Origin of the sequence: Nostoc spongiaeforme FACHB-130, assembly GCF_014698475.1 — a bacterium.
GTDB lineage: Bacteria > Cyanobacteriota > Cyanobacteriia > Cyanobacteriales > Nostocaceae > Nostoc_B > Nostoc_B spongiaeforme.
In genome coordinates, this window is record NZ_JACJTB010000001.1 from 112,056 (window position 1) to 135,017 (window position 22,962).

17 protein-coding genes and 2 pseudogenes are annotated in these 22,962 nt (G+C 41.9%); 4 read left to right on the forward strand and 15 right to left on the reverse strand.

What is annotated here, in order from left to right:
* Positions 1–423 precede the first annotated feature (423 nt).
* The 8 genes and pseudogenes from opcA to nrdJ (H6G74_RS00510) all read right to left on the reverse strand — a co-directional run.
* Positions 424–1,788: a glucose-6-phosphate dehydrogenase assembly protein OpcA gene (gene opcA / locus H6G74_RS00475; RefSeq protein WP_190965808.1), complete on the reverse strand. Its 1,365-nt coding sequence runs from the start codon at positions 1,786–1,788 to the stop codon at positions 424–426.
* A 164-nt stretch (positions 1,789–1,952) separates the two neighbouring features.
* Complete coding sequence (gene zwf / locus H6G74_RS00480; protein WP_190588020.1) at positions 1,953–3,482, reverse strand: glucose-6-phosphate dehydrogenase; 1,530 nt, start codon at positions 3,480–3,482, stop codon at positions 1,953–1,955.
* A gap of 113 nt (positions 3,483–3,595) precedes the next feature.
* Positions 3,596–4,765: a transaldolase gene (tal, locus tag H6G74_RS00485; protein WP_190965809.1), complete on the reverse strand. Its 1,170-nt coding sequence runs from the start codon at positions 4,763–4,765 to the stop codon at positions 3,596–3,598.
* A gap of 299 nt (positions 4,766–5,064) precedes the next feature.
* Positions 5,065–6,114, reverse strand: a complete 1,050-nt coding sequence (gene fbp, locus H6G74_RS00490; RefSeq protein ID WP_190965810.1) for a class 1 fructose-bisphosphatase — start codon at positions 6,112–6,114, stop codon at positions 5,065–5,067.
* Positions 6,115–6,645: 531 nt separating this feature from the next.
* On the reverse strand, positions 6,646–6,945 hold the full coding sequence (locus H6G74_RS00495; RefSeq protein WP_190965811.1) for an RNA recognition motif domain-containing protein: 300 nt from the start codon (positions 6,943–6,945) through the stop codon (positions 6,646–6,648).
* Positions 6,946–7,426: 481 nt separating this feature from the next.
* Complete coding sequence (locus tag H6G74_RS00500) at positions 7,427–7,645, reverse strand: hypothetical protein (RefSeq protein WP_190965812.1); 219 nt, start codon at positions 7,643–7,645, stop codon at positions 7,427–7,429.
* Positions 7,646–7,925: 280 nt separating this feature from the next.
* Positions 7,926–8,996, reverse strand: a pseudogene (gene nrdJ, locus H6G74_RS00505) (ribonucleoside-triphosphate reductase, adenosylcobalamin-dependent); the annotation flags it as partial.
* A 303-nt stretch (positions 8,997–9,299) separates the two neighbouring features.
* Positions 9,300–10,529: pseudogene (gene nrdJ / locus H6G74_RS00510) on the reverse strand (ribonucleoside-triphosphate reductase, adenosylcobalamin-dependent); the annotation flags it as partial.
* Between the two features lie 124 nt (positions 10,530–10,653).
* On the opposite strand from nrdJ (H6G74_RS00510), the gene H6G74_RS00515 reads away from it, so the two are divergent.
* A complete protein-coding gene (locus H6G74_RS00515) occupies positions 10,654–11,232 on the forward strand; it encodes an Npun_F5749 family FMN-dependent PPOX-type flavoprotein (RefSeq protein ID WP_190965813.1) in 579 nt (192 codons plus the stop codon).
* A 125-nt stretch (positions 11,233–11,357) separates the two neighbouring features.
* Here the strand turns inward: H6G74_RS00515 and cobA are convergent, their stop codons facing one another.
* Together cobA and grxC are read right to left on the reverse strand one after the other, a co-directional pair.
* A complete protein-coding gene (cobA, locus tag H6G74_RS00520) occupies positions 11,358–12,941 on the reverse strand; it encodes a uroporphyrinogen-III C-methyltransferase (RefSeq protein ID WP_190965814.1) in 1,584 nt (527 codons plus the stop codon).
* Positions 12,942–13,403: 462 nt separating this feature from the next.
* Positions 13,404–13,715, reverse strand: a complete 312-nt coding sequence (gene grxC, locus H6G74_RS00525; protein ID WP_190965815.1) for a glutaredoxin 3 — start codon at positions 13,713–13,715, stop codon at positions 13,404–13,406.
* 520 nt (positions 13,716–14,235) lie between these two features.
* On the opposite strand from grxC, the gene glpX reads away from it, so the two are divergent.
* Positions 14,236–15,273: a class II fructose-bisphosphatase gene (glpX, locus tag H6G74_RS00530; protein ID WP_190965816.1), complete on the forward strand. Its 1,038-nt coding sequence runs from the start codon at positions 14,236–14,238 to the stop codon at positions 15,271–15,273.
* Positions 15,274–15,418: 145 nt separating this feature from the next.
* A complete protein-coding gene (locus H6G74_RS00535; RefSeq protein ID WP_190965817.1) occupies positions 15,419–16,705 on the forward strand; it encodes a glutamyl-tRNA reductase in 1,287 nt (428 codons plus the stop codon).
* Positions 16,706–16,821: 116 nt separating this feature from the next.
* Here the strand turns inward: H6G74_RS00535 and H6G74_RS00540 are convergent, their stop codons facing one another.
* Positions 16,822–17,469: a Uma2 family endonuclease gene (locus H6G74_RS00540; RefSeq protein WP_190965818.1), complete on the reverse strand. Its 648-nt coding sequence runs from the start codon at positions 17,467–17,469 to the stop codon at positions 16,822–16,824.
* Between the two features lie 307 nt (positions 17,470–17,776).
* On the reverse strand, positions 17,777–17,992 hold the full coding sequence (locus tag H6G74_RS00545; RefSeq protein WP_190965819.1) for a helix-turn-helix domain-containing protein: 216 nt from the start codon (positions 17,990–17,992) through the stop codon (positions 17,777–17,779).
* Positions 17,993–18,166: 174 nt separating this feature from the next.
* On the opposite strand from H6G74_RS00545, the gene H6G74_RS00550 reads away from it, so the two are divergent.
* On the forward strand, positions 18,167–18,763 hold the full coding sequence (locus H6G74_RS00550; protein ID WP_190965820.1) for a DUF2087 domain-containing protein: 597 nt from the start codon (positions 18,167–18,169) through the stop codon (positions 18,761–18,763).
* 259 nt (positions 18,764–19,022) lie between these two features.
* Here the strand turns inward: H6G74_RS00550 and H6G74_RS00555 are convergent, their stop codons facing one another.
* The 3 genes from H6G74_RS00555 to menA are packed head-to-tail and all read right to left on the reverse strand — an operon-like array spanning position 19,023 to position 22,484.
* Positions 19,023–20,423 (reverse strand): 2-succinylbenzoate--CoA ligase, encoded by a 1,401-nt coding sequence (locus H6G74_RS00555; protein ID WP_190965821.1) that lies wholly within the window; start codon positions 20,421–20,423, stop codon positions 19,023–19,025.
* On the reverse strand, positions 20,408–21,526 hold the full coding sequence (locus tag H6G74_RS00560) for an o-succinylbenzoate synthase (RefSeq protein ID WP_190965822.1): 1,119 nt from the start codon (positions 21,524–21,526) through the stop codon (positions 20,408–20,410). Before H6G74_RS00560 ends, H6G74_RS00555 begins: the two co-directional genes overlap by 16 nt.
* 58 nt (positions 21,527–21,584) lie before the next feature.
* The gene (menA, locus tag H6G74_RS00565; protein ID WP_190965823.1) at positions 21,585–22,484 is read right to left on the reverse strand and encodes a 2-carboxy-1,4-naphthoquinone phytyltransferase; all 900 of its coding nucleotides are present in this window, start codon (positions 22,482–22,484) and stop codon (positions 21,585–21,587) included.
* Between the last annotated feature and the right edge of the window lie 478 nt (positions 22,485–22,962).

Here is a 22,962-nt window from a genome sequence, read left to right on the forward strand (position 1 = left end):
ATTTTGCACCTAGTCCCAATAGTATTCCTGCTCTGATACCAATTCACGAAATTACTGATACAAATAACTTCCTCTGCCCCTCTGCTTGCCTATTTGTATCAAACAGGACTTACGCAAAAATTCGCAAAAAGCTTAATTTATCGAACCGCCAAGTCGCCGAGAGCGCCAAGAAATCGTAGAGTCTGTGTAAGTCCTATCAAACTTAAAATGAAATGGTATTATACCAATTCACAATTCGCAAGTCGCAATTCGCAATTAAAAAACTTAGATACAGTAAACCTTTCAGGGTTTACATCTGTATCAGATTTTTCGTGAAATGGTATTACACCCATTCTTAACAGACAATCTTTGTGTATCGCCCTATGATGGAAAAAAGCCCCCCATTTGGAACCACGGGAGGCTTTTTTGAGAAATTTGCTGAGATTACACTGCCAATTTCAGGATTTGGGCAATAACTCCTAAACTGTCTTCTAATAAATTCTCACGTCCCCAGCGTTGTACTTGCTGACTCAGCAGTACTTCGGCTTTTTGTTCGGAAAGTGAGCTAACTTGTTGGACTAAACCAGAAGTTTGAGCGCCGCCGTGGGTTTCCATCCGCATACAACCGCCGGTTTCTGTACAAATTAAGGTGCTACAGTCGGCTTTGGGATTGGTGGAACTGAGACGTAATGCGATTAAGTCTCCGGGAATTTCGCCGACATCAGCAACGGGAACTCCGGCTAATTCGGCTTCTATTTGTTTTTGGTCTTGTGCGACAAAGCGAATCCGCAGAATATCATAGTCATCGCTTTGTTTTTGGCAGGAAATTGGCATCCATTCTAGACGACTAGCCAGCCAACCCAAAAACAATAGTGCTTGGGCAGAGTTGCCTTTTTCATAATCCAGCATTACGCGGTCAATATCTTTTAATGCGGCACGACGGTGTGGTGGGTCGTAGGCTTCTGCTGTTAACTCTTGCCATGCTGAGATTCGTCGCCAGTTCAGGTCAGCTAAAGGTACGTTGGTTTCAACCAATTCTTGTAAGCTGAGTAAGTCATGTTCTGGCTCGTTAAAGTTGCAGGAATCAACTATGACGTTGTTGCAAACTGCTGCCAGTCGCTTAAATAAGGGGTTGTTGGGGTCGGGAGTCGCTTTCCACCACAAGAACTTGGGCAAACCACCGATGAGTAATGCGGGAATCATCCCGCCAATTCTTTCTAAAGCTGAGGTGGTTCCAGAGAGGGTGATGTATTCGCAACAAACCAAAGTGCTGGAAGATTGCTTTTGAATTGGGCAGTAAGCTGAAACTTGGGCTTTTACACCTTCATCTTCGCCTGCGATCGGGCAGAGGGCAATAATCCGGCAGGGGTTACGCAAAGCAATTTCATCAGCAATTCTGGGGCTGGTGACACTGAAGTTATAGGAACCGTTACCATTGTCTGTAACGACTCCATTACCTTGACGTTTGCTGTATTCTTCCCGTAGTTTGGCTAAGGTTTCTGGTGTAGTGGTGCCGGTTTCGGGCAGTTCATATTTTTGTTGTGCTAACCGCAGGGCGATGTCAGTTTGTGGCCCTAAAATCCCATCAATGGGGCCGTTATAAAATCCCAGAGATGCTAGGAGATATTGGGTTTCTTCGGGTTCGTAAACCACTAAGGTAAAAGTTGTGGCACGAGTGGCGGCGGGTAGTGCGCCATCTTCACCGGTGATACCGTAACTTTGCCAAATTTGATTCAATTCCGCTTCGATTTCGTTGAGCGAAATGTCTTTGGGGGCTTGGAGTGAAAAAATGGTAGGAGCTTGGGTCATAGTAATTTTGGATTTTGGATTTTGGATTTTGGATTGACGATTTAAGATTTTTGATTAAGAACTACTAAACAGAATTAGCAAGAAATGGTTTTTACTTTTATCTATTACCTATTCGCTATTTATTTAGTCCCTAATCTAAAATCTAAAATCTAAAATCTAAAATTTTAGAGTCTGCGCCAGCGACGGCCGTCTTGGTTAATCAAAAATTCGGCTTCTGCGGGTTCCCAGGTACCTGCTTCGTACTTAGGAATGGTGGCTGGATCTGAGGGCGCATCCCAAACGGAAAGGGCAGGAGTAACTATTTGCCAAGCTGCTTCCACTTCATCCGCCCTGGTGAATAATGTTTGATCGCCCATCATACAATCTAAGAAGAGGCGATCGTAGGCATCGGAAGTGCCGGAAATCCCAAAGGAACCGTAGCTAAAGTCCATATCTACGGAACGGGTGCGGAATTCTGCTCCTGGCATTTTCACATCAAAACGCAAGGAAATGCCTTCGTTGGGTTGAATCCGCATGGCCAGGACGTTGGCGTTTCTTTGTTGGGCGGCGGACTGGAACATCCGTGAAGGTACTTCGCGGAAATGGATGGAAATTTCACTGACTTTTTTCGGCATTCTTTTGCCAGTCCGCAGGTAGAAGGGTACACCTTGCCAACGCCAGTTATCCACCATGAATTTCATAGCTACATAAGTGGGTGTACCAGAGTTGGGATCAACTCCTGGTTCTTGGTGATACCCTGGTACAGGCTGTCCTTTCATCCAACCGGCGCTGTATTGACCACGGATGGCAGAACGGGACAAGTTGTGGATATCGGCTAGACGGGTAGCTTGGAGTACTTTAACTTTTTCTGTCCGAATACTGTTAGCATCCATTGAGTTGGGTGCTTCCATTGCTGTTAAGCAATAAAGTTGCATTAAGTGGTTTTGCAACATATCGCGGAGTGCGCCGGCTTTTTCATAGTAACCAGCCCGGTCTTCTACACCTACGGTTTCAGCAACAGTGATTTGTACGTGGTCAACAAATTGACGGTTCCACAGTGGTTCAAAAATCGCATTGGCGAAGCGGAAGACTAGTAGGTTTTGAACGGTTTCTTTACCTAAGTAGTGGTCAATGCGATAGACTTGGTTTTCTTTACAATATTTCTGGACAACAACGTTGAGGCTTTGGGCAGAAGCCAAGTCTCGACCAAAGGGTTTTTCAATTACGAGGCGGTGTTTCTCTGGATTATCCAGCATTCCACCTTCTCCTAGTTGCTTGATGGCTTCGGGGAAGAAGTTGGGAGCGACGGAGAGGTAGAACATCCGATTCCCGCGTGTGCCACGTTTCTCGTCTAATTCGTTTAATAAGGTTTTGAGTTTTTGGTAACTTTCTGGGTTATCTATATCACCGGGACAATAGAACAAACCCTGAGAAAAGTCTTGCCAAAGTTCTTCTAGTTCAACACCACCGTGTGCTTCTTCCATGCCTTTACGCATTTGTTCACGGAAGTATTCGTGGCTCCATTCCCGACGGGCCACACCAACAATAGTGATTTCTGGTGGTACTCGCCGTTCCCGCCGTAGTTTGTATAATGCTGGAACTAGTTTGCGCCAGGTAAGATCACCAGAAGCGCCAAAGATAACTATAATTTGGGGTTCGGGCATCCCTTGCTGTTGTAGGCCAACGCGCAAGGGATTTTCTAGCAGACTGACCATAACAATTTTTCGATCTTGGAGTTGAGATTTGGATGGGTAGAAATTAAGAGTAAAAAGGGAAAAGACTATAATTTGTTTTTACTTTTGCCCTTTTACTTTTTACTTCTTAGACCCTACACAGGTGACAATAGCTTGACTTTGTTTTCTAAAGAGTTCATCAAGGACTGGAAAGGTTGAACGAATTTATCAATACCTTCAATTAACAGTTCATCCATTACGGTATTGATATCGATGTTGATGTCTGGATCTTTCAAGCTTTCGATGAGTTGATAAGCTTCTTTTAGTTTGGTTTCCAAGCGATCGCCTACATCGCAGTGGTCAATACAAGCTGCTATTGTCGAGGGTGGTAAGGTGTTAACAGTATCGCGGCCAATTAACTCATCAACATACATAACGTCGCTGTAGTGCGGGTCTTTGGTGCTGGTACTAGCCCAAAGTAACCGTTGTACTTTTGCTCCTTTGGCTGCAAGGGCTTGCCAGCGACCTCCTAGCGGAGCAGCTTCGCTAACGCTTTCAATAATTTTTTTGTATTCTTGATAAGCTATCTTGGCATTAGCGATCGCTACTTTGCCTTTTACGGCTGTGAGTTTAGCTTCTAGGTTAATATCATCAACGCCACGCTGCAATTTTGCATCGATTTTTGCGTCAATGTTACTATCAATGCGACTGAGGAAAAAACTGGCGACAGAAGCAATTTTGCTAATGTCTTTACCCTCAGCTACACGTTTTTCTAAGCCCCGAATATATGCCCAAGCTGTATTGATATAGCTTTGTACAGAAAATAACAAAGTAATATTGACGTTGATCCCGTCGGCGATTACCTGTTCTACGGCTGGTAAACCTGATTCTGTACCGGGAATTTTAATCATGATATTTTCCCGGCCAATTTCTCGAAAATAACGGCGGGCTTCGTTAATGGTGGCTTGAGTATCATGAGCAATGGTTGGTGGTACTTCGATACTCACATAACCATCAACTCCATTCGAGGCTTCATATACAGGTCGCAGAATATCTGCCGCATTACGGATATCTGCGAAAACTAAAGATTCGTAAATTTTATAGGTTGGTAATTGAGCGCGAACACCTGCTTCTATGTCCGCATCATAAATTGCATTATTGGCGATTGCTTTTTCAAAAATCGCTGGGTTTGAGGTGATTCCGGAGATTCCTTGATTTGCTACAAGATTTTTCAATTCCCCTGATTGAATAATGTCCCGCGTCAAATTATCTATCCAGATACTTTGACCGTATTCTTGAATCTCCTGTAGATGATTGGTGGCCATCGCTGTAGTTCCCTCCGTTTAATGATGTCTCCAAGTGAACTTGGCAATCCATCCGAAATGATGGTGACTTTTGCATTTTGGCTTTGCCAATCACTTATCGCATCGACCAGCTGAAATAATCCCTGCTTCTGTTTTTAGTAGCGAGATTTTCTCTTCCTCATCCCAAGCAGACACTAGCAAATCACGACAAAAATAACTTCACAGTAAGAAACAGTTAAAAGTGAATGGTCAATGGTCAATAGTCAATGGTTATTAGTAAATAAAATTTATTTTTGACTTTTGACTTTTGACTTCTAATACTAGTGACCGTTTTGAATAAAAGACTCGACTTTTGCTACCGATTCTTTACTACCAATAATCAAAGGTGTACGTTGGTGTAGTTTTTTCGGCACTACGTCCAGAATGTCCATTAATCCTGTAGTTGCACGACCACCTGCTTGCTCAATCAAAAAAGCCAGAGGTGCAGATTCATACAGTAAGCGTAATTTGCCTTCTGGCTTTTGAATTGTACCTGGATAGAGAAATACACCGCCTTGAACTAAGATGCGATGGATATCACTCACCATCGCCCCGCTATAACGAGCAGAGTAACCCTCTGTACGATGTACATAGCGGACATATTCTCGAATCGACTCTTCCCACTGCCAGAAATTTCCTTCATTCACGCTATAAACTGAGCCGTGGTTAGGAATCCGAATATTTTCTTCGGTAAGGATAAACTCGCCCAAGCTGGGATCAAGAGTAAATGAATGCACCCCTCTACCTATACTATAAACCAGCATAGTGCTTGGCCCATATAGTATGTAGCCAGCAGCAATTTGCTTGCGTCCATTGGTCAGTAAATCGCTGGCTAAACCATCAGCGTCGTCTCCTTCTTGTTGGCGAATCGCAAAAATGGAACCCAAGCTGAGATTGGTATCGGTGTTAGAAGAACCATCTATTGGGTCATACAACAAGGTATAACGACCGACAGGGCAGTTTTCTGGGATGTAATAGGGGTCGTCCATTTCTTCGGAAGCTAGGCGACAAACTAAGCCGCTTTGCTTAAACACCGAGATAAACACATCGTTGGCGTAGACATCCATTTTTTTCACAGATTCACCTTGGACATTCACATCCCCGGTAAATCCGAGAACACCTTCCATTAAGCCTGCACGGCTGAGGTGACGGGCAATTAACTTACCTGCAAGGGCAATGCGATTCATCAGCGCACTCAAATCCTGAGCATCAGGGGAAAAACTTTGAAGTTGCTGAAGAACATGACGGGATAAGGTTGTACAATCACGATCTAAACTTTTATCTGTATGATCGTTGACTGGCAACTCTAGAGATTCTGGCGCTTTAGCCATTTTGGCGTTCTCCCTAGTGACTGGTTAATAGTTGGGTGGGTAAAGTCATGGGTAGCAACTCATAGCTGCTGCTTCTATCTTAGAAAGGTAATTTGATAACCTTGACCTGGCTTTAGACAAACTAAAGAAATGGCTCAATTTTGGGTGAATGTCTCAAGGTAGAAAAGTCTCGTTGGCAGTTGAAGTGCTTGCCCTGACTAAGACTAAACAAGGTAAATTTACTTAAAGCGGCTCAGTCATGTTAAACTACGTTACGCCAAGTTTTCTCTAGCTACCAACGTTGGCAATATCACTCCCAGACTTACCTGATCCGTAAAAAACCGACTGCTGCTGAGACTTGGTTTTTAGCTCACAACAGTCGGCTAAAGTTTTCTTTGACGGTTGAATAATTAAAGCAATTTGTAACTAAGCCAGCAGCATTCACATCTCAAACCCAAATATTTAGATTTGCTGACTTTTAGTTTTGCAATTGCTATTAGTCAAATTCTTGCATTACTGCAAATCAATTTGCTACTATTATTTTCCCTCAGTTTAGATTTCTTGTTTTTTCGCCCAACCATCTCGTCGTCCATCATCTCTTCGGTTATCTTCTCGCGGTTTTGCTTTGTTGACTCTGAGTTGCCGACCCATCCATTCGGCACCATCTAACTCAGTAATGGCTGCATCTTCTTGAGCGTCTTCTTCCATTTCAACAAAAGCAAAGCCTCGCATCCGTCCTGTTTCTCGATCAGTAGGCAAGACAACTCTTTTGACCTCGCCATAGTCTGCAAATACTGCTTTTAAATCTGCTTCAGTAGCGCGGTAGGAGAGATTTCCAACGTAAATAGTCATGTGGGATCACGTAATTGTCAACAAACAGCGTTTAGTTCAGCGAGAAAACAGAGATCAACAAACTACAAATTTTGTGTCGTGGCTTATGATTTATTTTCATTGATGGCGAACGTTGTGGCGCAGCAATCATAGTGCTAGCGTGACTTCAACTAAACTGTCCATGCGGCTGAACTTACGCTTACGCTCATAATGATAACTGATTGTGACATTTTTCAAAGTATGGGACATTACAATCCCAAATAACATAAAATAAGCCAAACTTATATTTTTTTTGGATAAAAATTGCTTGTGTTAAAATTAACCAATGTCTTTACCGATTTTGTTAGTTTTTCATAAGTAATAAAGGTTTTACTTTATACATACTGTTAACTAATCTTTACATTACTCTAAGAAAGCAAAAATTAACCTGCAACTTTCCTATAGCTACGAGTTAGAGTTGCAGGTGCAAAGTGGTGTATTTAATTGGAAAATAGCAGCAAATTTATTCAATAGAAATGGTTTGCGGCCCTGTAGCTTTGCCATTGTTGGCTTCGGTTGGAGATTGGGAGTAGCTAGTTACGCCTCTTTGTTGATCTAGCCAGCTTTTAACAGGATCATCTTTGAGGTTTAGTCTTAGTACACCAGAGAAGAAACCACCGAGAAAAGAGACTGGGTGCTGTGTTAATTCTTTAAATATTGGTGACAATTCGTCAAGAAACATTAAAATTCTCCTGGCAATGCCATAAAAAATTATTACTTCTTCATCAATCGTAACGCGGGATTCAAAGTCAAAAGTAAAAAGGCAAAAGTCAAAATAAATCTTTTACCTTTTTACTTTTGCCCTTCGGGTTTGCCATTTGACGACAGTTGCCTCAAGTCGGGAGACCCTTTCAGCAGTTCCTCCTGGGGGAAACCCCCAAGACCGGACTGCTTCACCACGGCACTGTCTCCTTTATGCCGGGAAACCCGTCCACCGCAATGGCTCACCTTTTGACTTACTCTTAGTTGGGTTGTTGATCTGGGAACATACACTTATCAGAATCACAACCACTGGGGCCTGCTTCCATTAACTCACCAGAGTCGTAGCGGCTGAGAACAGCACAGAAGTCATCGGTTTTGCGTCGCGCTAACACTTCTTGAGATAAACGCTCGTAAGTTGCTTTGTCTATAGGTTCAAATGGCAAGCGGGGGAATGATTGTAAATCGTCAAATCGTGCTAACAGGGCGGCGGAGATATAGCCTTCATCATTTTGGATGGCTTCGTAAATTCGTGTTCCCAAGGGTTCCACTTCATCAGCGCGAAGTTCTAGGGTAGCAGATGTGTTGTGGGTGACGTAATGGCGCTGCACTTGCATGACAAAATCAAATTGGGCTAAGACGGGGAATCGAGAAACATCAATTTGATCAGCACCGGGTAAATCAGCCCAAGGTACAGCAACAGGAATTTCTACTAGCCATTCACTGACACGAGGATCGAAGGGGTTGTTTAATAAGTTACCTTGTTCGTCCTTGTCTGATTGAGAGGGAATGACATTATAACCGTAGTCAATACAAGCTAAGGCTACGGGGTCATTTTTGCGGAAAGTGATGCGGCGAATAAATCTTTGGGCTTTGGGTGGGTGCCATCCAGAACTCGCGCCAGATAACAGAGATTTAGTACCGCTTGGTTGGACTGTAGTACAACGATTTGGACGTTTAAGGTGATGGCGATCGCAATAATCCCACACTGCCTTATGTACTACTTCTCTCCAAAAGCTGAGATATTTTTCCTCTTGGTGTTTAAATGCTAACCCTTGGGGAGTAGCTGGTCTACCTTCTGCCCACCAGCGCAACCAGTCCACACCAAAAGCATGAACAAAGAAATCAAATAAGCCAGTGAAAGAAACCCCAACAATTGGGTCTAATTCCCGACTATATTGATAGCGCGGTTCTAAAAATTTATGGTTGAGAAGTGTCGCTACAGATAAAGCTCCAGCAGTGAAAGCTTCCTCTTGTTCTTTGTAATTAAATGGGTCAATTTGATTGAGATGAATTTCAGACAAGTTGCAGTGGAAGTTGCTACCAATAATTTCCATTTTGTTAACCCAGAGGCTCTTTATCCTCTAGTTCTACGAGTTCTTGATTCCTCGTAGATCCGACTATATTTTCTACTAATATTTAGTAGCCGGAGACTCGTGGAGCCGTTATTAATAACGGGGGTATAACCCAGATTATATTCTTTTTAAACTACGTAAATTTCTGATTATTTATAGCTTAAAAAGTTTCACTCTCTAGTCTGTACAGTGTCTAAGGTTTTTTAATTCCTTTGATTACCTCGGTATTCCCAATCGCAGGGTTCACCGATTTTCCCCGGTGTTTAACGTGAGGCAAAATTACTTACCACACGGGTTTAAACCAAAGCGAGCTAAACGATGTTCTAACTCATCCGCATTAATATAAGGATATTTTTGTTGCAACCAGTCTTTAGCTGTTCCTTGGTTGTAAGCTTGCAAGAACTCTTTTTTCAATGCTTGGGTAGCAAGCAAATCAATGTTAGCTCTCGCAACAGCTTCACCAGCCCATTGAATTGCACCTTCGCCACTGTAATATTGTTTTTGAACAGCTGCGATCGATTCTTCTAATGTTGGTTTGCGGTGAAATACTCTTGTATGGTTCGCCATACGTAGAGAATCACGCTCAGGATCAATGCGCCAGTTACCGTTTTCATCTTGTTGCCAGAGATTATCTTTGGCATTTGCCCCTAGTTCATCGTCAGCAGTAAACTGACGCATACCAGCTGAACGCCTAATGTTTCCGGCAACAATTGTTACAGCAGCTTCATCGATTAATAGGCAACATTCTACAGAATTTAATTGTCTGCCTAAAGCTTTATTTAAAATGTCAGCACAACGTTGATACAATCCAGGCAATTTTACCGGATTGGCAACGCCGCCAAAACCGTTGAGGGTTTCTCCGGCTTGACGGACATCACTGATATCAACAAATACTTCTACTTCACTTGTAAATCTTTCATCTGTGGAGAGTTCCAACAAAGTTTGATAAGATGCAACCCAACCTTCGCGGCTATCACCAACATGAATGGTAACGCGGTTGCCTTCTATATCGGTTTGTGTAAATTCACGACGTAAGTTTTTTGGAGTGCTGCCGATTTCGCCTTGTACTGTAATATTGAGGCGATTGCGGATGGGAGGCAGTTGATTAATATACTGGGGTTCGATGATGGCTCCTGTACCGCAGCCCATCATAGCCAAATCCATCATTAAACCGAAGGCTTTCCAGTCTTGGAGATTGGTGGAGGTGCAGTTATACCCACCGGAAAAGTTCTTGGGTTTATTTATCCAATCTGTACCACCTACCCACAGCCAGCGGCCGCTAGGTAAAGCTTTGAGTTGGTGTTGGGTTTTTTCTAGGAGGGCAATTTCTTCTGGGTTGAGCTTACCTAATTCGATTAAGCCTTGGATGGTGCGATCGCACACTTCATCCCACGATTCTCTTAATCCTACTCCTGTGCGGCGGCTATAAGTCCTGAAAAATACAGGATTGGCTGCTGGCGCAGTTTCGGGAAACTTAACACCCTGACGTTTTCTTTCAAGCTCTCGAACCATAATCCAGTCTTGTTGGTTTTGAATAGATTACGACTATACGCCAAGTAGGTTGAGGATAAAAGATTGCAAAATTTCCCACTTTGCGCTAAGTCTGTAGCTGTACCAATTGCAACGAAACTACATAATGTCCCTTGCTCCTTGGCGAGGTGCGATCGCTCGCGCCCTACATCGCAACCGTAGTCTGATATACTCTCGTTACCTACAACTGGCGACAATCCGGGCAGATCATCGTCCTGCGAATCGGACTGTAGTCTTTCGTGACTTTCTCAACGATACCAATCAGCTAAAATTTATTACTGACACCCGTAGCAATAAAATTGACCAGGTAAAATCTCAACCTTGGGCGGAAGCTTGCTGGTATTTCCCCAACACCCGCGAACAGTTTCGCATTGCTGGCGGCTTAACTTTGGTAGATAGTAATGATGCTTCACTGCAATCAGCGAGACTCGCTACTTGGCAAGCACTCAGTGATGCAGCCCGGTTACAATTTGCTTGGCCGCATCCTGGTAAAACTAGAGACACAACACCAGAGGCGTTTACACCACCAGCCCCTGATCCTTTACAGCCAGTTGTCAATTTTTGCTTGCTATTACTTGATCCCGTGCAGGTTGATCATTTAGAGTTGCGCGGCGAACCACAAAATAGAACTATTTATCAGCTTGGTGAAAATCAAGAATGGCACCGAGAGGAAGTAAACCCTTAACCAATTTTTTCAGTTTGGATAAAAGTAATCTTTCTCCTGGGATACACAAAAAATAGATTATCCCAGTTATTTACTCACAAGGATTTTATCTCCCTTGTCTCCCTTGTCTCCCCTCCAGATGTTCATCAAAACTCCCCACTTCCCTCCGCCCATTTCACCAAAGCTTGAGTTAGTCCTTCTAAGGTATATTCTTCAGCTTCTACATCTACTCGACCAAATAAAGCTTGACAAGTTTTAGAAGTTTGGGGGCCGATGGAAGCAATACAAACATTCTGTAAATTGATAACAGTATGATTTGCAAATGTGCGATCGATAATTTGACAGAAAAACTGCACAGTTTTAGAACTGGCAAAGGTAATAATATTTACTTGATGATTTTGTAGTGCTAACTTTGCTGATTCAGGAATATTATCAGGACAGCAAGATTGATAAGCTGCAACTTCGATAACTTCTGCACCTTTGGCGGTTAATTCTTTAACTAAAATTTCTCGACCACCGGTTTCAACTCTGGGGAATAAAATCTTTTTACCTAGCAATGCTTCGGGAAAATTTTCTACTAAAGAATCGGCCACAAAGTTAGGTGGAATAAAATCTGGTTTGAGTGCTTGTTGTTTGAGAGATTGGGCTGTTTTTTCACCAACAACAGCAATTTTGACATTAGCTAAGGCGCGAGAATCTTTACCCAATGCTGTTAATCTGGCAAAAAAGTATTCCACTCCATTGGTAGAAGTGAGAATTAACCAGTCGAAGTCAGATAAACTAGCGATCGCATGATCTAAATCTGCCCAACTGGAAGGCGGGCCAATTTCTAAAGCTGGCATTTCAATGACTTTAGCACCAACCGCCTGGAGGCGATCGCTAAATTCGCTCGACTGTCCCACAGAACGAGTGACTAAGATAGTTTTTCCAGCGAGGGGGAGGTGGTTGGACATATTTGGCAGACTGGGAATAGTTGCTGTAGTGGAATCCTCAGAATTTATTTTCTCAGATTGTAAGTACTGCCGCAGCCTGACCACTTCACCAATCACAATTACCACTGGCGAGAGTGATAACCCAGTGATTTTTTCGAGGATATTGTTTAATTGACCAGTCCAAACTTGTTGATTCGGCGTTCCTGCCCAACGGATAATGGCAATGGGAGTGAGGCGCGATCGCTTACGCCGTAATAATTGATGTATGATTTCCGGCAAATGTTGTCCACCCATCAAGATGACAAGCGTCTCTAACCTTGACAGCGCCTCCCAGTCCAAAGTATCTGGTTCGTGGGCGGTAAACACAGCAAAACACCGACTCATAGCCGCATCTGTTAATGGAATTCCCGCAAACAACGGCGCGGCTAAAGCGGAGGAAATTCCCGGTATAACTTCAAATTCACAACCTGCTGCTTTTAAAGCTTCAATTTCGGAAGTACAGCGTCCAAAAATAAACGGATCGCCTGATTTTAGCCTGACAACTTGTTGACCAGCTTGACAGTGCTGCACCAATAATTTGTTAATTTCCCCTTGGGTTGTACTTGGTTTACCACCACGCTTACCCACATCTAACCTTAAACAACTTGCTGGTACACACTCCAGCAATTGCTCATCCACCAGAGCATCATAGACCAACACCTCAGCCACAGCCAAGAGATGATAAGCCTTAACTGTCAGGTACGCCACATCTCCTGGCCCTGCACCGACGAGGTAAACTTTACCTTGTTTTTTAGTCATGATCTGAGCTTAATGCGATCGCGCAACAAAATTTCATCACATCAGTTAAGAGAATCTTTTATCAATTAGTGAGCTTAGAATAAATTTATAAATCTTTAATACCTTGGCAAAGGCAAAATCCTGAACTAAAATATCTTGTTTTAGCCGCCTTAATTCCCAAATTTTATTATCTATAATTTGATTTTTCTTAAGAATATAGGTAACTATATTTGTATCAAGTAAATAAGCCAAATTATTATTTATCTTCTATATCTCAGGACTTACGCAAAAATTCTCAAAAAGCTTAATTTATCGAACCGCCAAGTCGCATTAGACGCGCAAGCGGCTTCCCGCAGGGTAGAACGCCAAGAAATCGTAGAGTCTGCGTAAGTCCTATATCTGTAGTATTCGCCCATAATAATTGGTTGACGTAGACTACATCGGAAATCTTTTCTACACAGTTTTTGCATCTAGATTGGGAAATTATACCGTCTGAGTTAATAGCGAGTCGAGTTGACCTTTGGTATCTAACTCATAAATGTCATCACAACCGCCGATATGTTGATTATTGATGAAAATCTGCGGGACTGTACGACGGCCATTTGAACGTTCTGCCATTTTGGCTCTAGCGGCTTCGTCACCGTCAATTTTATATTCGGTGAAGTTTACGCCTTTCCACCACAACAGCATTTTGGCACGGATGCAGTAAGGGCAGGTTTGCCAAGTGTATATTTCGACGTTAGCTTTAATTTTTTCGGGATGGCGACCGAGAAGCGGGTTGAGGAAGTCCAACATAAAGTGTGAAGTGTTGATGAGTTGAGGGATGAATTTATTGACATCTTACACCGAGGGGTTGGAGTTGCTGCACTTCGGCTGCGCTCAGTTACCGGCTGTGCGGGTTCAATTTTATTTGTCGGGGGTAGGTGATGAGATGAATTGCTGTTGTAGCTAATTTTTTTAGTCAACTTGTACGCAGTTTTTTTGACTTACTCTAGTTATATGCACACACCACAAAAGGGTGTTTATTATACCGACTGAATGATTGATAAATCATATTACAATTGATCAGTTTGTCTTAAAGTCTTGTGCAGCAATCTCTTGAGAGATTTCATCTGTTCAGTTAATCTTCCTATACTATCAGTACAAAAGAACTGTATTTTTGCCTTACTGGTATAGATTGACATCAATCAGCAGCAAAAATTAACAATTGTATGAGTCAATACTATTTTCCATAGGTATCGGCACTTTGGTAGACTTGAAAACTGAAATGGCTAGATGAAATAACGCAATAGAGAGCAGTTGAGAGGGGGACTCTGTGGAAAATACGCTTGGGTTAGAAATTATTGAGGTAGTAGAACAAGCCGCGATCGCATCTGCAAAGTGGATGGGTAAAGGCGAAAAGAATACAGCTGACCAAGTAGCAGTAGAAGCTATGCGGGAGCGTATGAACAAAATCTATATGCGCGGTCGCATTGTGATTGGGGAAGGGGAACGTGATGACGCTCCTATGCTGTATATCGGTGAAGAAGTTGGTATCTGTACCCGTGAAGATGCCAAAGAATTGTGTAATCCAGATGAATTAGTCGAAATTGACATCGCCGTAGACCCCTGCGAAGGTACAAACTTGGTAGCCTACGGACAGCCTGGATCAATGGCTGTGTTGGCAATTTCTGAAAAAGGTGGCTTGTTTGCTGCACCTGACTTCTACATGAAGAAACTCGCAGCACCTCCAGCCGCTAAAGGTAAGGTAGACATCAACAAGTCAGCCACCGAAAACCTCAAAATTCTCTCCGAGTGTCTAGATCGCTCAATTGATGAACTCGTAGTAGTCGTCATGAAGCGCGAACGCCACAACGACTTGATTAAAGAAATCCGCGATGCTGGCGCTAGAGTCCAACTCATTTCTGATGGTGACGTAGGCGCTGCAATATCTTGTGGTTTTGCGGGAACTAATATTCATGCACTCATGGGTATTGGTGCTGCACCTGAAGGTGTGATTTCTGCGGCGGCTATGCGGGCTATGGGTGGACATTTCCAAGGCCAATTGATCTACGATCCAGCTGTAGTCAAAACAGGTCTAATTGGGGAAAGCAAAGAAGCTAACATTGAGCGTTTGCAATCTATGAACATCACTGACCCCGATAAGGTCTACGATGCTCATGAACTCGCATCTGGTGAAAATGTTCTATTTGCTGCTTGCGGTATTACCTCTGGTAACTTGATGAACGGTGTCCGGTTCTTCCACGGTGGTGCGAGAACTCAAAGCTTGGTTATTTCTAGCCAGTCTAAGACAGCTAGATTCGTCGATACAATCCACATGTTCGACCAGCCTAAGACTCTGCAATTGCACTAGAAACTCAGGGAGTAGGGAGAGAGATTCATTAAGTCAAAAGTAAAAAGTAAAAAGTAAAAAATATTTTTGTTTTTTACTTTTGCCTTTTGACTTTTTACTTCCACTCCCCAATTGTTAATAACCCATTATTAATTGTTGATAAGAAATGAATATTGCAGTGGTGGGGTTAAGCCATAAAACAGCCCCAGTCGAAGTTAGAGAAAAGCTGAGTATTCCAGAACCACAAACTGAAAGTGCGATCGCTAATTTAACTAGTTATCCCCACATTGACGAAGTAGCCATACTCAGCACTTGCAACCGTCTGGAAATTTACATTGTCGCCAGCGAAACTGACCAAGGTGTGCGCGAAGTTACTCAATTTCTTTCAGAACACAGCAAATTACCTGTAGCTTCTTTAAGACAACACTTGTTTGTATTGCTGCACGAAGATGCTGTGATGCACATTATGCGCGTCGCCGCAGGTTTAGATAGTTTAGTCCTCGGCGAAGGTCAAATTCTGGCTCAGGTGAAGAATACTCATAAACTGGGGCAGCAATACAACGGTATAAAAACAATTTTGAATCGGTTATTTAAACAAGCAATTACAGCTGGTAAGCGAGTCCGCACCGAAACCAGTATTGGTACTGGTGCAGTTTCTATTAGTTCGGCAGCTGTGGAATTGGCACAAATCAAAGCAGATAATTTAGCAGCTTGTCGAGTGGCAATTCTCGGTGCTGGTAAAATGTCGCGGTTGCTGGTACAACATTTAGTTTCTAAAGGTGCGACACAAATTAGTATTGTGAATCGTTCCCGCGATCGCGCCCAAGAATTAGCACAGCAATTCTCAGAACACCCCATCCGCACCCATCTGCTTGGGGAAATGATGACTGTAATTGCCGAAAGTGATTTAGTATTTACAAGTACATCTGCAACCGAGCCAATACTTGACCGTGCCAAGTTAGAAGTAGTCTTAGAACCTGGCCGTCCTTTAATGTTATTTGATATTTCTGTGCCGCGTAACGTCCACTCAGATGTAAATGAATTGGCGCATGTCCAAGCGTTTAACGTCGATGATTTAAAAGCCGTCGTTGCACAGAACTACGAAAGCCGCCGCAAAATGGCGCAAGAAGCCGAAAAACTTTTAGATGAAGAAGTAGAAGCTTTTGATGTGTGGTGGCGCAGTTTAGAAACTGTAACTACTATTAGCTGTCTGCGAAATAAAATCGAAACTATCCGCGAGCAAGAATTGGAAAAAGCTTTGTCGCGCTTAGGTTCGGAATTTGGTGACAAACATCAAGAAGTCATTGAGGCTTTAACGCGAGGCATCGTTAACAAAATTTTACATGATCCAATGGTGCAATTACGAGCGCAGCAGGATGTAGAGGCCAGAAGGCGCTGTATGCAAACACTGCAAATGTTGTTTAACTTAGATGTTGAACAGCAGTTTGGTTAATAAATTGAGGGTGAAAGGGTATGGGGGTTTAGGGGTGAAGCATTGCTGAATGAAAACCTACGCCCTTGCACCCCCACACCCAGCCTCAATAGATAATTAATATTTGTACTGAAGTGTCATCCATTTGCGATCGCCACTTCAAACTCTTCTAATGCTTGCAGATTACCAACTTGCCAAGCACGTTCTACAAAAGTAGGAATGATTTGCTTGATTGGGATATCTTCAAACAAAGGACTGTAATCAGAAACTAAATAAATTCCATCACGCAATAGATAAATTTTCAGTGTGCCGTTATCATAAACCCAAAGTTCCGCCACGCCAACGGCTGCATAAGCATCAAGTTTAGTTTTAGAAGTAACATCCGATTGAATTGCTAAATCCGGTGGTGGGTCATCTGGTTCCAAGCGACGACGACCAATCATGCGCTGATAATTTTGGATGTAAAAGCAAGCGTCGGGTTCAACGCCGGCGACACCTTCCCTTTTGAAAGTAGTGGAACCAAAAGGTTCGTATCGTCTGCCTTGATATCTGAGTAAGGTTTTGACAAAATCAGAAATTAATTCTTTCGGCTTTTCATGTTCAGGTAAAGGAACCATAATTTCTAAAGTACTCTGGCTGTAAGCTACTCTGGAACGCCGCTTGTGTCCCAATTCCGCCAAAATCGCTTCAAACTCTGACCAACTGACATTAGGTATCGTCACTGTACTACCGGGCGCTAGTTGCATTTGACTAACAGGTTTTGCAACGCGAATAACAGTAGTCATAATTTCAACAAGGAAAATACTCTATTACTTTATCAATAAACTTGGGTGATGGTTTTGGTGAAGCGATCGCCAAGTCTGGCTGAAAAAACATCAACTAAAAATTTACCCAGCAAAATATCTGTGTTTGATTAAAATACAGTTTCCTAAAAAAACATTGTGTATCTACCCAAATTTGTATTTGCTATCTTGAATTGGTTTTTATTACGCTAGACTAGAACTCTATGTCAATTAATCATTGACATTGTTTAGGCGATCGCTACTCAATCTCGGTTAAATTTTAATTTCTAATCATTGCTATTTCAATTACTTATAAGAGAGGTCTGATCCTCGCTTGATAATCCATTAAGGCTCCTTGACTAATCACAATCCTACCATTTCTAGTGGTTGAGGGAATTTGCCCTTTTTGCAGAGCTACATACAAAGTACTCTGGTCTACGCCTAAAAATCTAGCCGCTTGTACAAGAGATGTACCTTGTTTAATTGTTCTGTTTCTGATTTTTCTAACTAACGAATGTTTCAGCATAGCGAAATGTAAAGAACAACTTAAGAAAACTCATTTTTTCTCTAAACAAATCGCAAAATTGACATTAATAAAAAAATTAACCAATAGGAGATTACTGCTGCATCTTAGGAGGACAGCATAACTAATTCGATTTCTTTCTAATTAGATCGTAATCGAATTGATTATAACAAAATTATGGGAAAAGAACAGTTTCAGACCCTACTACAGTTTTTTAAAGTGTTAGCTGACGAAAGTCGATTGAAAATAGTAGGTATTTTGGCACATCAAGAGTGTAGTGTGGAAGAATTAGCTGTACTCATGCAACTCAAAGAACCGACCGTATCTCACCATTTAGCGAAACTTAAAGAAGTAAATTTAGTGACCATGCGCCCTGATGGTAACAGCCGTTTGTATCAGTTAGATAGTGAAGCCTTAGAAAACATCAGTAAGGAAGTTTTTACGCCAGGAAGGATAGCATCTTTAATTGAAAATATAGATACTGAAGCTTGGGAAAACAAAGTTCTACACAGTTATTTAGACAGTAATTCCAACAGTTCAGATGGATTTCAGCGCCTTAAGGAAATTCCTGTAAGTCGTAAAAAACGCTTAGTCATTCTTAAATGGCTTTCTCAGAAGTTTGAGCCAGGAGTTGAATATCCTGAACCGATGGTGAATGAAATTCTCAGTCGTTATCATCCTGATTACATGACATTGCGGCGTGATTTAATTAGCCACAAATTCATTCAACGAGAAGACGAGAATTATTCACGTAATCTCCAAGATGGAAAATGATACAAGACTGACGCACAACACCTGTCAAACTCTCATTTCTCCGCTACCTAAGAAAAGTAGGTTGGGTGAAGCGATAGCGAAACCCAACAAAGTCTTGAAAATGTTGGGTTCCGTTCCTCCACCCAATCTACACAAATCTAATACCAATTCGCAATTCGCAATTCACAACTCGCAATTAAGAAATCTAGCTCCAGTAAGACTTTCCTGATTCTATGCAGCTTCATAAAAAATTGGTATTAACTCATTTGTCATCAACGGGTTAATTGTGCAGAAATTCTGCGGCTATTTGTTGTAGTGCTTGATGGTTAACTTTACCTTGGGCGTTACGGGGTAAATCTTCCAGGCAAATCCAATGTTTAGGAATTTTGAATTTACTGAGTTGATTTTTTAGTAAAGTTGCAATTTCTAAATGAGAAATATGAGTATTTTGAGGAATATATATAGCTGTTAAAGCTTGTCCCCAATGTTTATCGGGTACACCAATTACGCAAACATCAACAACTAATTGAGTTGCGCGGATAGCTGCTTCAATTTCGGACGGGTAAACATTTTCGCCACCTGTAATAATTTTTTCGCTGTTACGTCCAATAATATTTAGATAACCTTGATTATCTAAAAAGCCTAAATCATCTACTTGTAAATAATCTTGATTGTCCCAATGATGAGGATAATAACCAAGAGCTAAAGATTTGGCTTGAATAGTAATATTCCCAATTTGATTAGGTGGTAAAACTTCGCCTTTGGGATTGTGAATTGTTACCTGGGCATGAGGTAAAATTTGCCCACTGTTAATTTTACCTTGAAGAAAATCATCAGGTTTGAGGGTGGCAATTTGCGAAGCGGTTTCTGTCATGCCATAGGTTGGTGCTAATCTTATGTTATGAAATCGGGCTTTTTCTAATAATTCTTGCCAAGCTGGTGCGCCGCCTAACATAACAGTTTGAAATTGGGCTAACCATTGGGTTAATTCTGAATTTTGTAAAAGGCGTTGTAATTGAGTTGGTACTAAGGAAAGGAAATATTTTGCTGGTTGAATTGTAGGTATTTTTCCAGATTCTAAAGTTTTGAATGGCAGAATAGTGAGTTTACCGCTAGTTGTAAAAGAACGGATGAATTGCATTAACCCACTGACGTGATAAAGGGGTAATACACAACAAGAATTCACTTGTGTTAACTGAAAATATTCTCTAAATCCTTCTACAGATGCGGTGAGGGTTTGCCAAGTGTGGATGGCGAATTTGATATTACCTGATGAACCGCCTGTGGGAATCATGATTTGGGGGGAGTAGGGAGTTGGGAATGGGGAGTTGGGAGTGGTGGTTCGGCTTCGCTCACCAACCGGGAGTGAGGAGTGGGAATTAAAATTGATTCCTAAGATAATATCTGGTTGGACTAATTCAAATACTTGTTGCCATTCTTGGGTTCCCCAGTCGGGGTTACAGAGAAATACTGGACAATTGGCTGCACAAGCGGCGAGAAAGCTGGCTAGAAATTTGACTGGTTCGCGTTCAGCTAAGATAATTTTTGGTGGTGTGTGGCGTTGTTTTTCTGTGAGTTCTAAATATAGTTGTTTTGCTATTGCTGAAAATTGATGGTTGTTATCAGTAATTAACCAATCAGATGGAGGTAAATTTTGCAGATAAGTTAAAGGTTGTTCCATAAATTTTCAGGATTTGTTGCTGCTGCTTGGGCAAAAAAATGATCAACACCAAAACCAACGGCTCTATTTTTGCGAGATAATTCGGCTGCTAGGTTAAGTGCAGCTTGTCTACCAATGAAAGTCTCAAATACAGAGGAAAATACAGCATCAATTTCATGTTGTTGGCAAAACTGACGCAGCTTTGATGGCGAACCGAGAATTCCGGGTTTGAGGACAAAAATTCCTCGCCAACCTTGTTGATAACAACTGATGAGTTGTTGGAGTGTGGCGACAGATTCATCTAATGCGATCGCAGTTCGGTAAAATTTACTTAACTCCAACATCCCTGCCAATTCGTTCACAGGTAGGGGTTGTTCTAAAAATTCAATTTCTGCGGCTACTTCACCCTGAATTTTGTCACAAGTCTCTAACCATAATTTTGCTGCTTCATAACTGAGTCCGCCGTTAGCATCGAGGCGCAGTTTAGCTGAGGCGGGTAAGCTACGACATAGGTTATCAAAGATTGCGAGTTCTTGGGCGATCGCATCAACACCAATTTTCCATTTAAATGTACGATATCCTTCTTCCCACAGCTTTTGCCATTGTTGTAAAGCCACCTCACCCGCAGCAAGTAATCCACTACACCCGAATTTCTCACGTATGGGTAGCGGGTGTGGGGAGTGTGGGGAGTGTGGGGGGAAAGATTTCTTCACCATCCTCCCACCCTTCCCACTCCCCTGGATTTCTCTCTTGTGAGAAATCCAGGTACAACTCATGTTTTCCCCCACTCCCCATTCCCTACTCTCCATTCCCCCAAACGCTGACTCAAACCCAAATTGACAAGCGGGTAAATCATAAGGAATTGCAAAAATAGTTTCAGATGTAATTTCTTTAGGTAGTTGGCGACAAAAATTCAAAGCTTGTTCTAAAGTTTCCGAACCAAACCAACTAATAGGCGCAATTTCCCCCCAGCCAACATTCCCTGCTTCATTAACCAGACGCAGGATAATTCCCTCGCGGATATCCCAAACACCATGATGAGTGGTAAGCGGACGCGCAAATTTTCGCTGGTAAGGACGAAATTCAAAAAGTGCTGAGTGCTGAGTATTGAGGTACAAATTCATCTGCGTTCATCTGCGTCCATCTGCGGTTAATTATTCTTTTCGTACCTCTTGTAAATCATCACCCAATAAAAAATCCTGCACCCAAAAACAAACAACTCCAGAAATGTACAGCCACCGCGATAAATTTACAATTGCTAACTTTATCTGGATAGTTGTGATTTTCTTGGACGTGGCGACATAATTTGAAAGCAAATGGTAGACTCAACCAACTCAATAATGTCCAGACTGGGAAGATTCCCAAAATCACCAACAATAAAGACAAAGGATAGATACTGGCGGTAAACCAAACTAAAACCTTTGCACCGTTAGCTGTACCTAAACGCACAATTGGCGATCGCTTTCCTGCGGCTATGTCATCCTTAACTTGGTGAAAGTGTGAACAAAACAAAATTAAGCTAGTTACAATCCCAACAATCACCGAAGCTGCAAAACTAGCAACTGACCAAGTTTGAGTTTGGCTGTAATATACCGTTGGCACTAACAAAGGCCCAAAGGCAAAAAAGCAGAGAATTTCGCCTAATCCTTGGTATCCTAGCCGAAAGGGTGGCCCTTGGTACATATAACCCAAAGTACAAGCCACTAACACCATGATGATCACAGTTGGGTCTTGTTGCCAAGTAGCGATCGCGAGTATTCCTAACAACCCAATTACCAAACACAGATTTGCTAACCAAAATATGAGTGACTTCTTCCCCGTTAAATTCACTAGGGAATGATGTTTATTTTTATCGATTCCTGTTTCAGAATCAAACACATCATTACTCAAGTTCTCCCATGCCAGAATTAATATTGCTGCTACTAAAAAAATTAAAAATACTGTTGTATTCAAAATCTTCTTTTCGGCAAAAGCAATTGCTGTTCCTATCCATATAGGCATAATCGCCACACTGTACATTGGTGGTTTAATTGCCGCCATCCACAGCTTATTTTTGGAATGTGAAATCTGCTTGGTAGTCATTAGTTAATATTGATTGCTTATCAAAATAGAATCCAGCCTATAGGAATCCGGTTTGATTTCTGAATTTATTTGTGTAGGTAGGGAATAGGGAATGGGGAGTCGGGAGTAGGAAAGAAGCCTGATCTGAATGTACTGATTTTTTTCAGAAATCAAATATGAGTCCTAATATAGCCATATTAAATGATTTACAAACATTTCTCTACCTTGTCTACCCTCTCCTCCTTGTCTCCCTTGTCTCAGTTGTTCACACATCAAATAAGACTGCTATATCTTGAGGTATGAATTAATAATTTCAACCCTCTAGAAATCTCAAAACTAGTTGTCTAGAATTAATAACTGGCTTACATCCCCACCAATTAATTCTGCCTCCTAAATCCTGACTTCTGAATTCTTATTTAATTATTTTACTCAGTAATTAGCCCTGAATAGTCAGCACTTTTTTGAACTGATTAACCATATCCTTAGTAAAACTTATTCT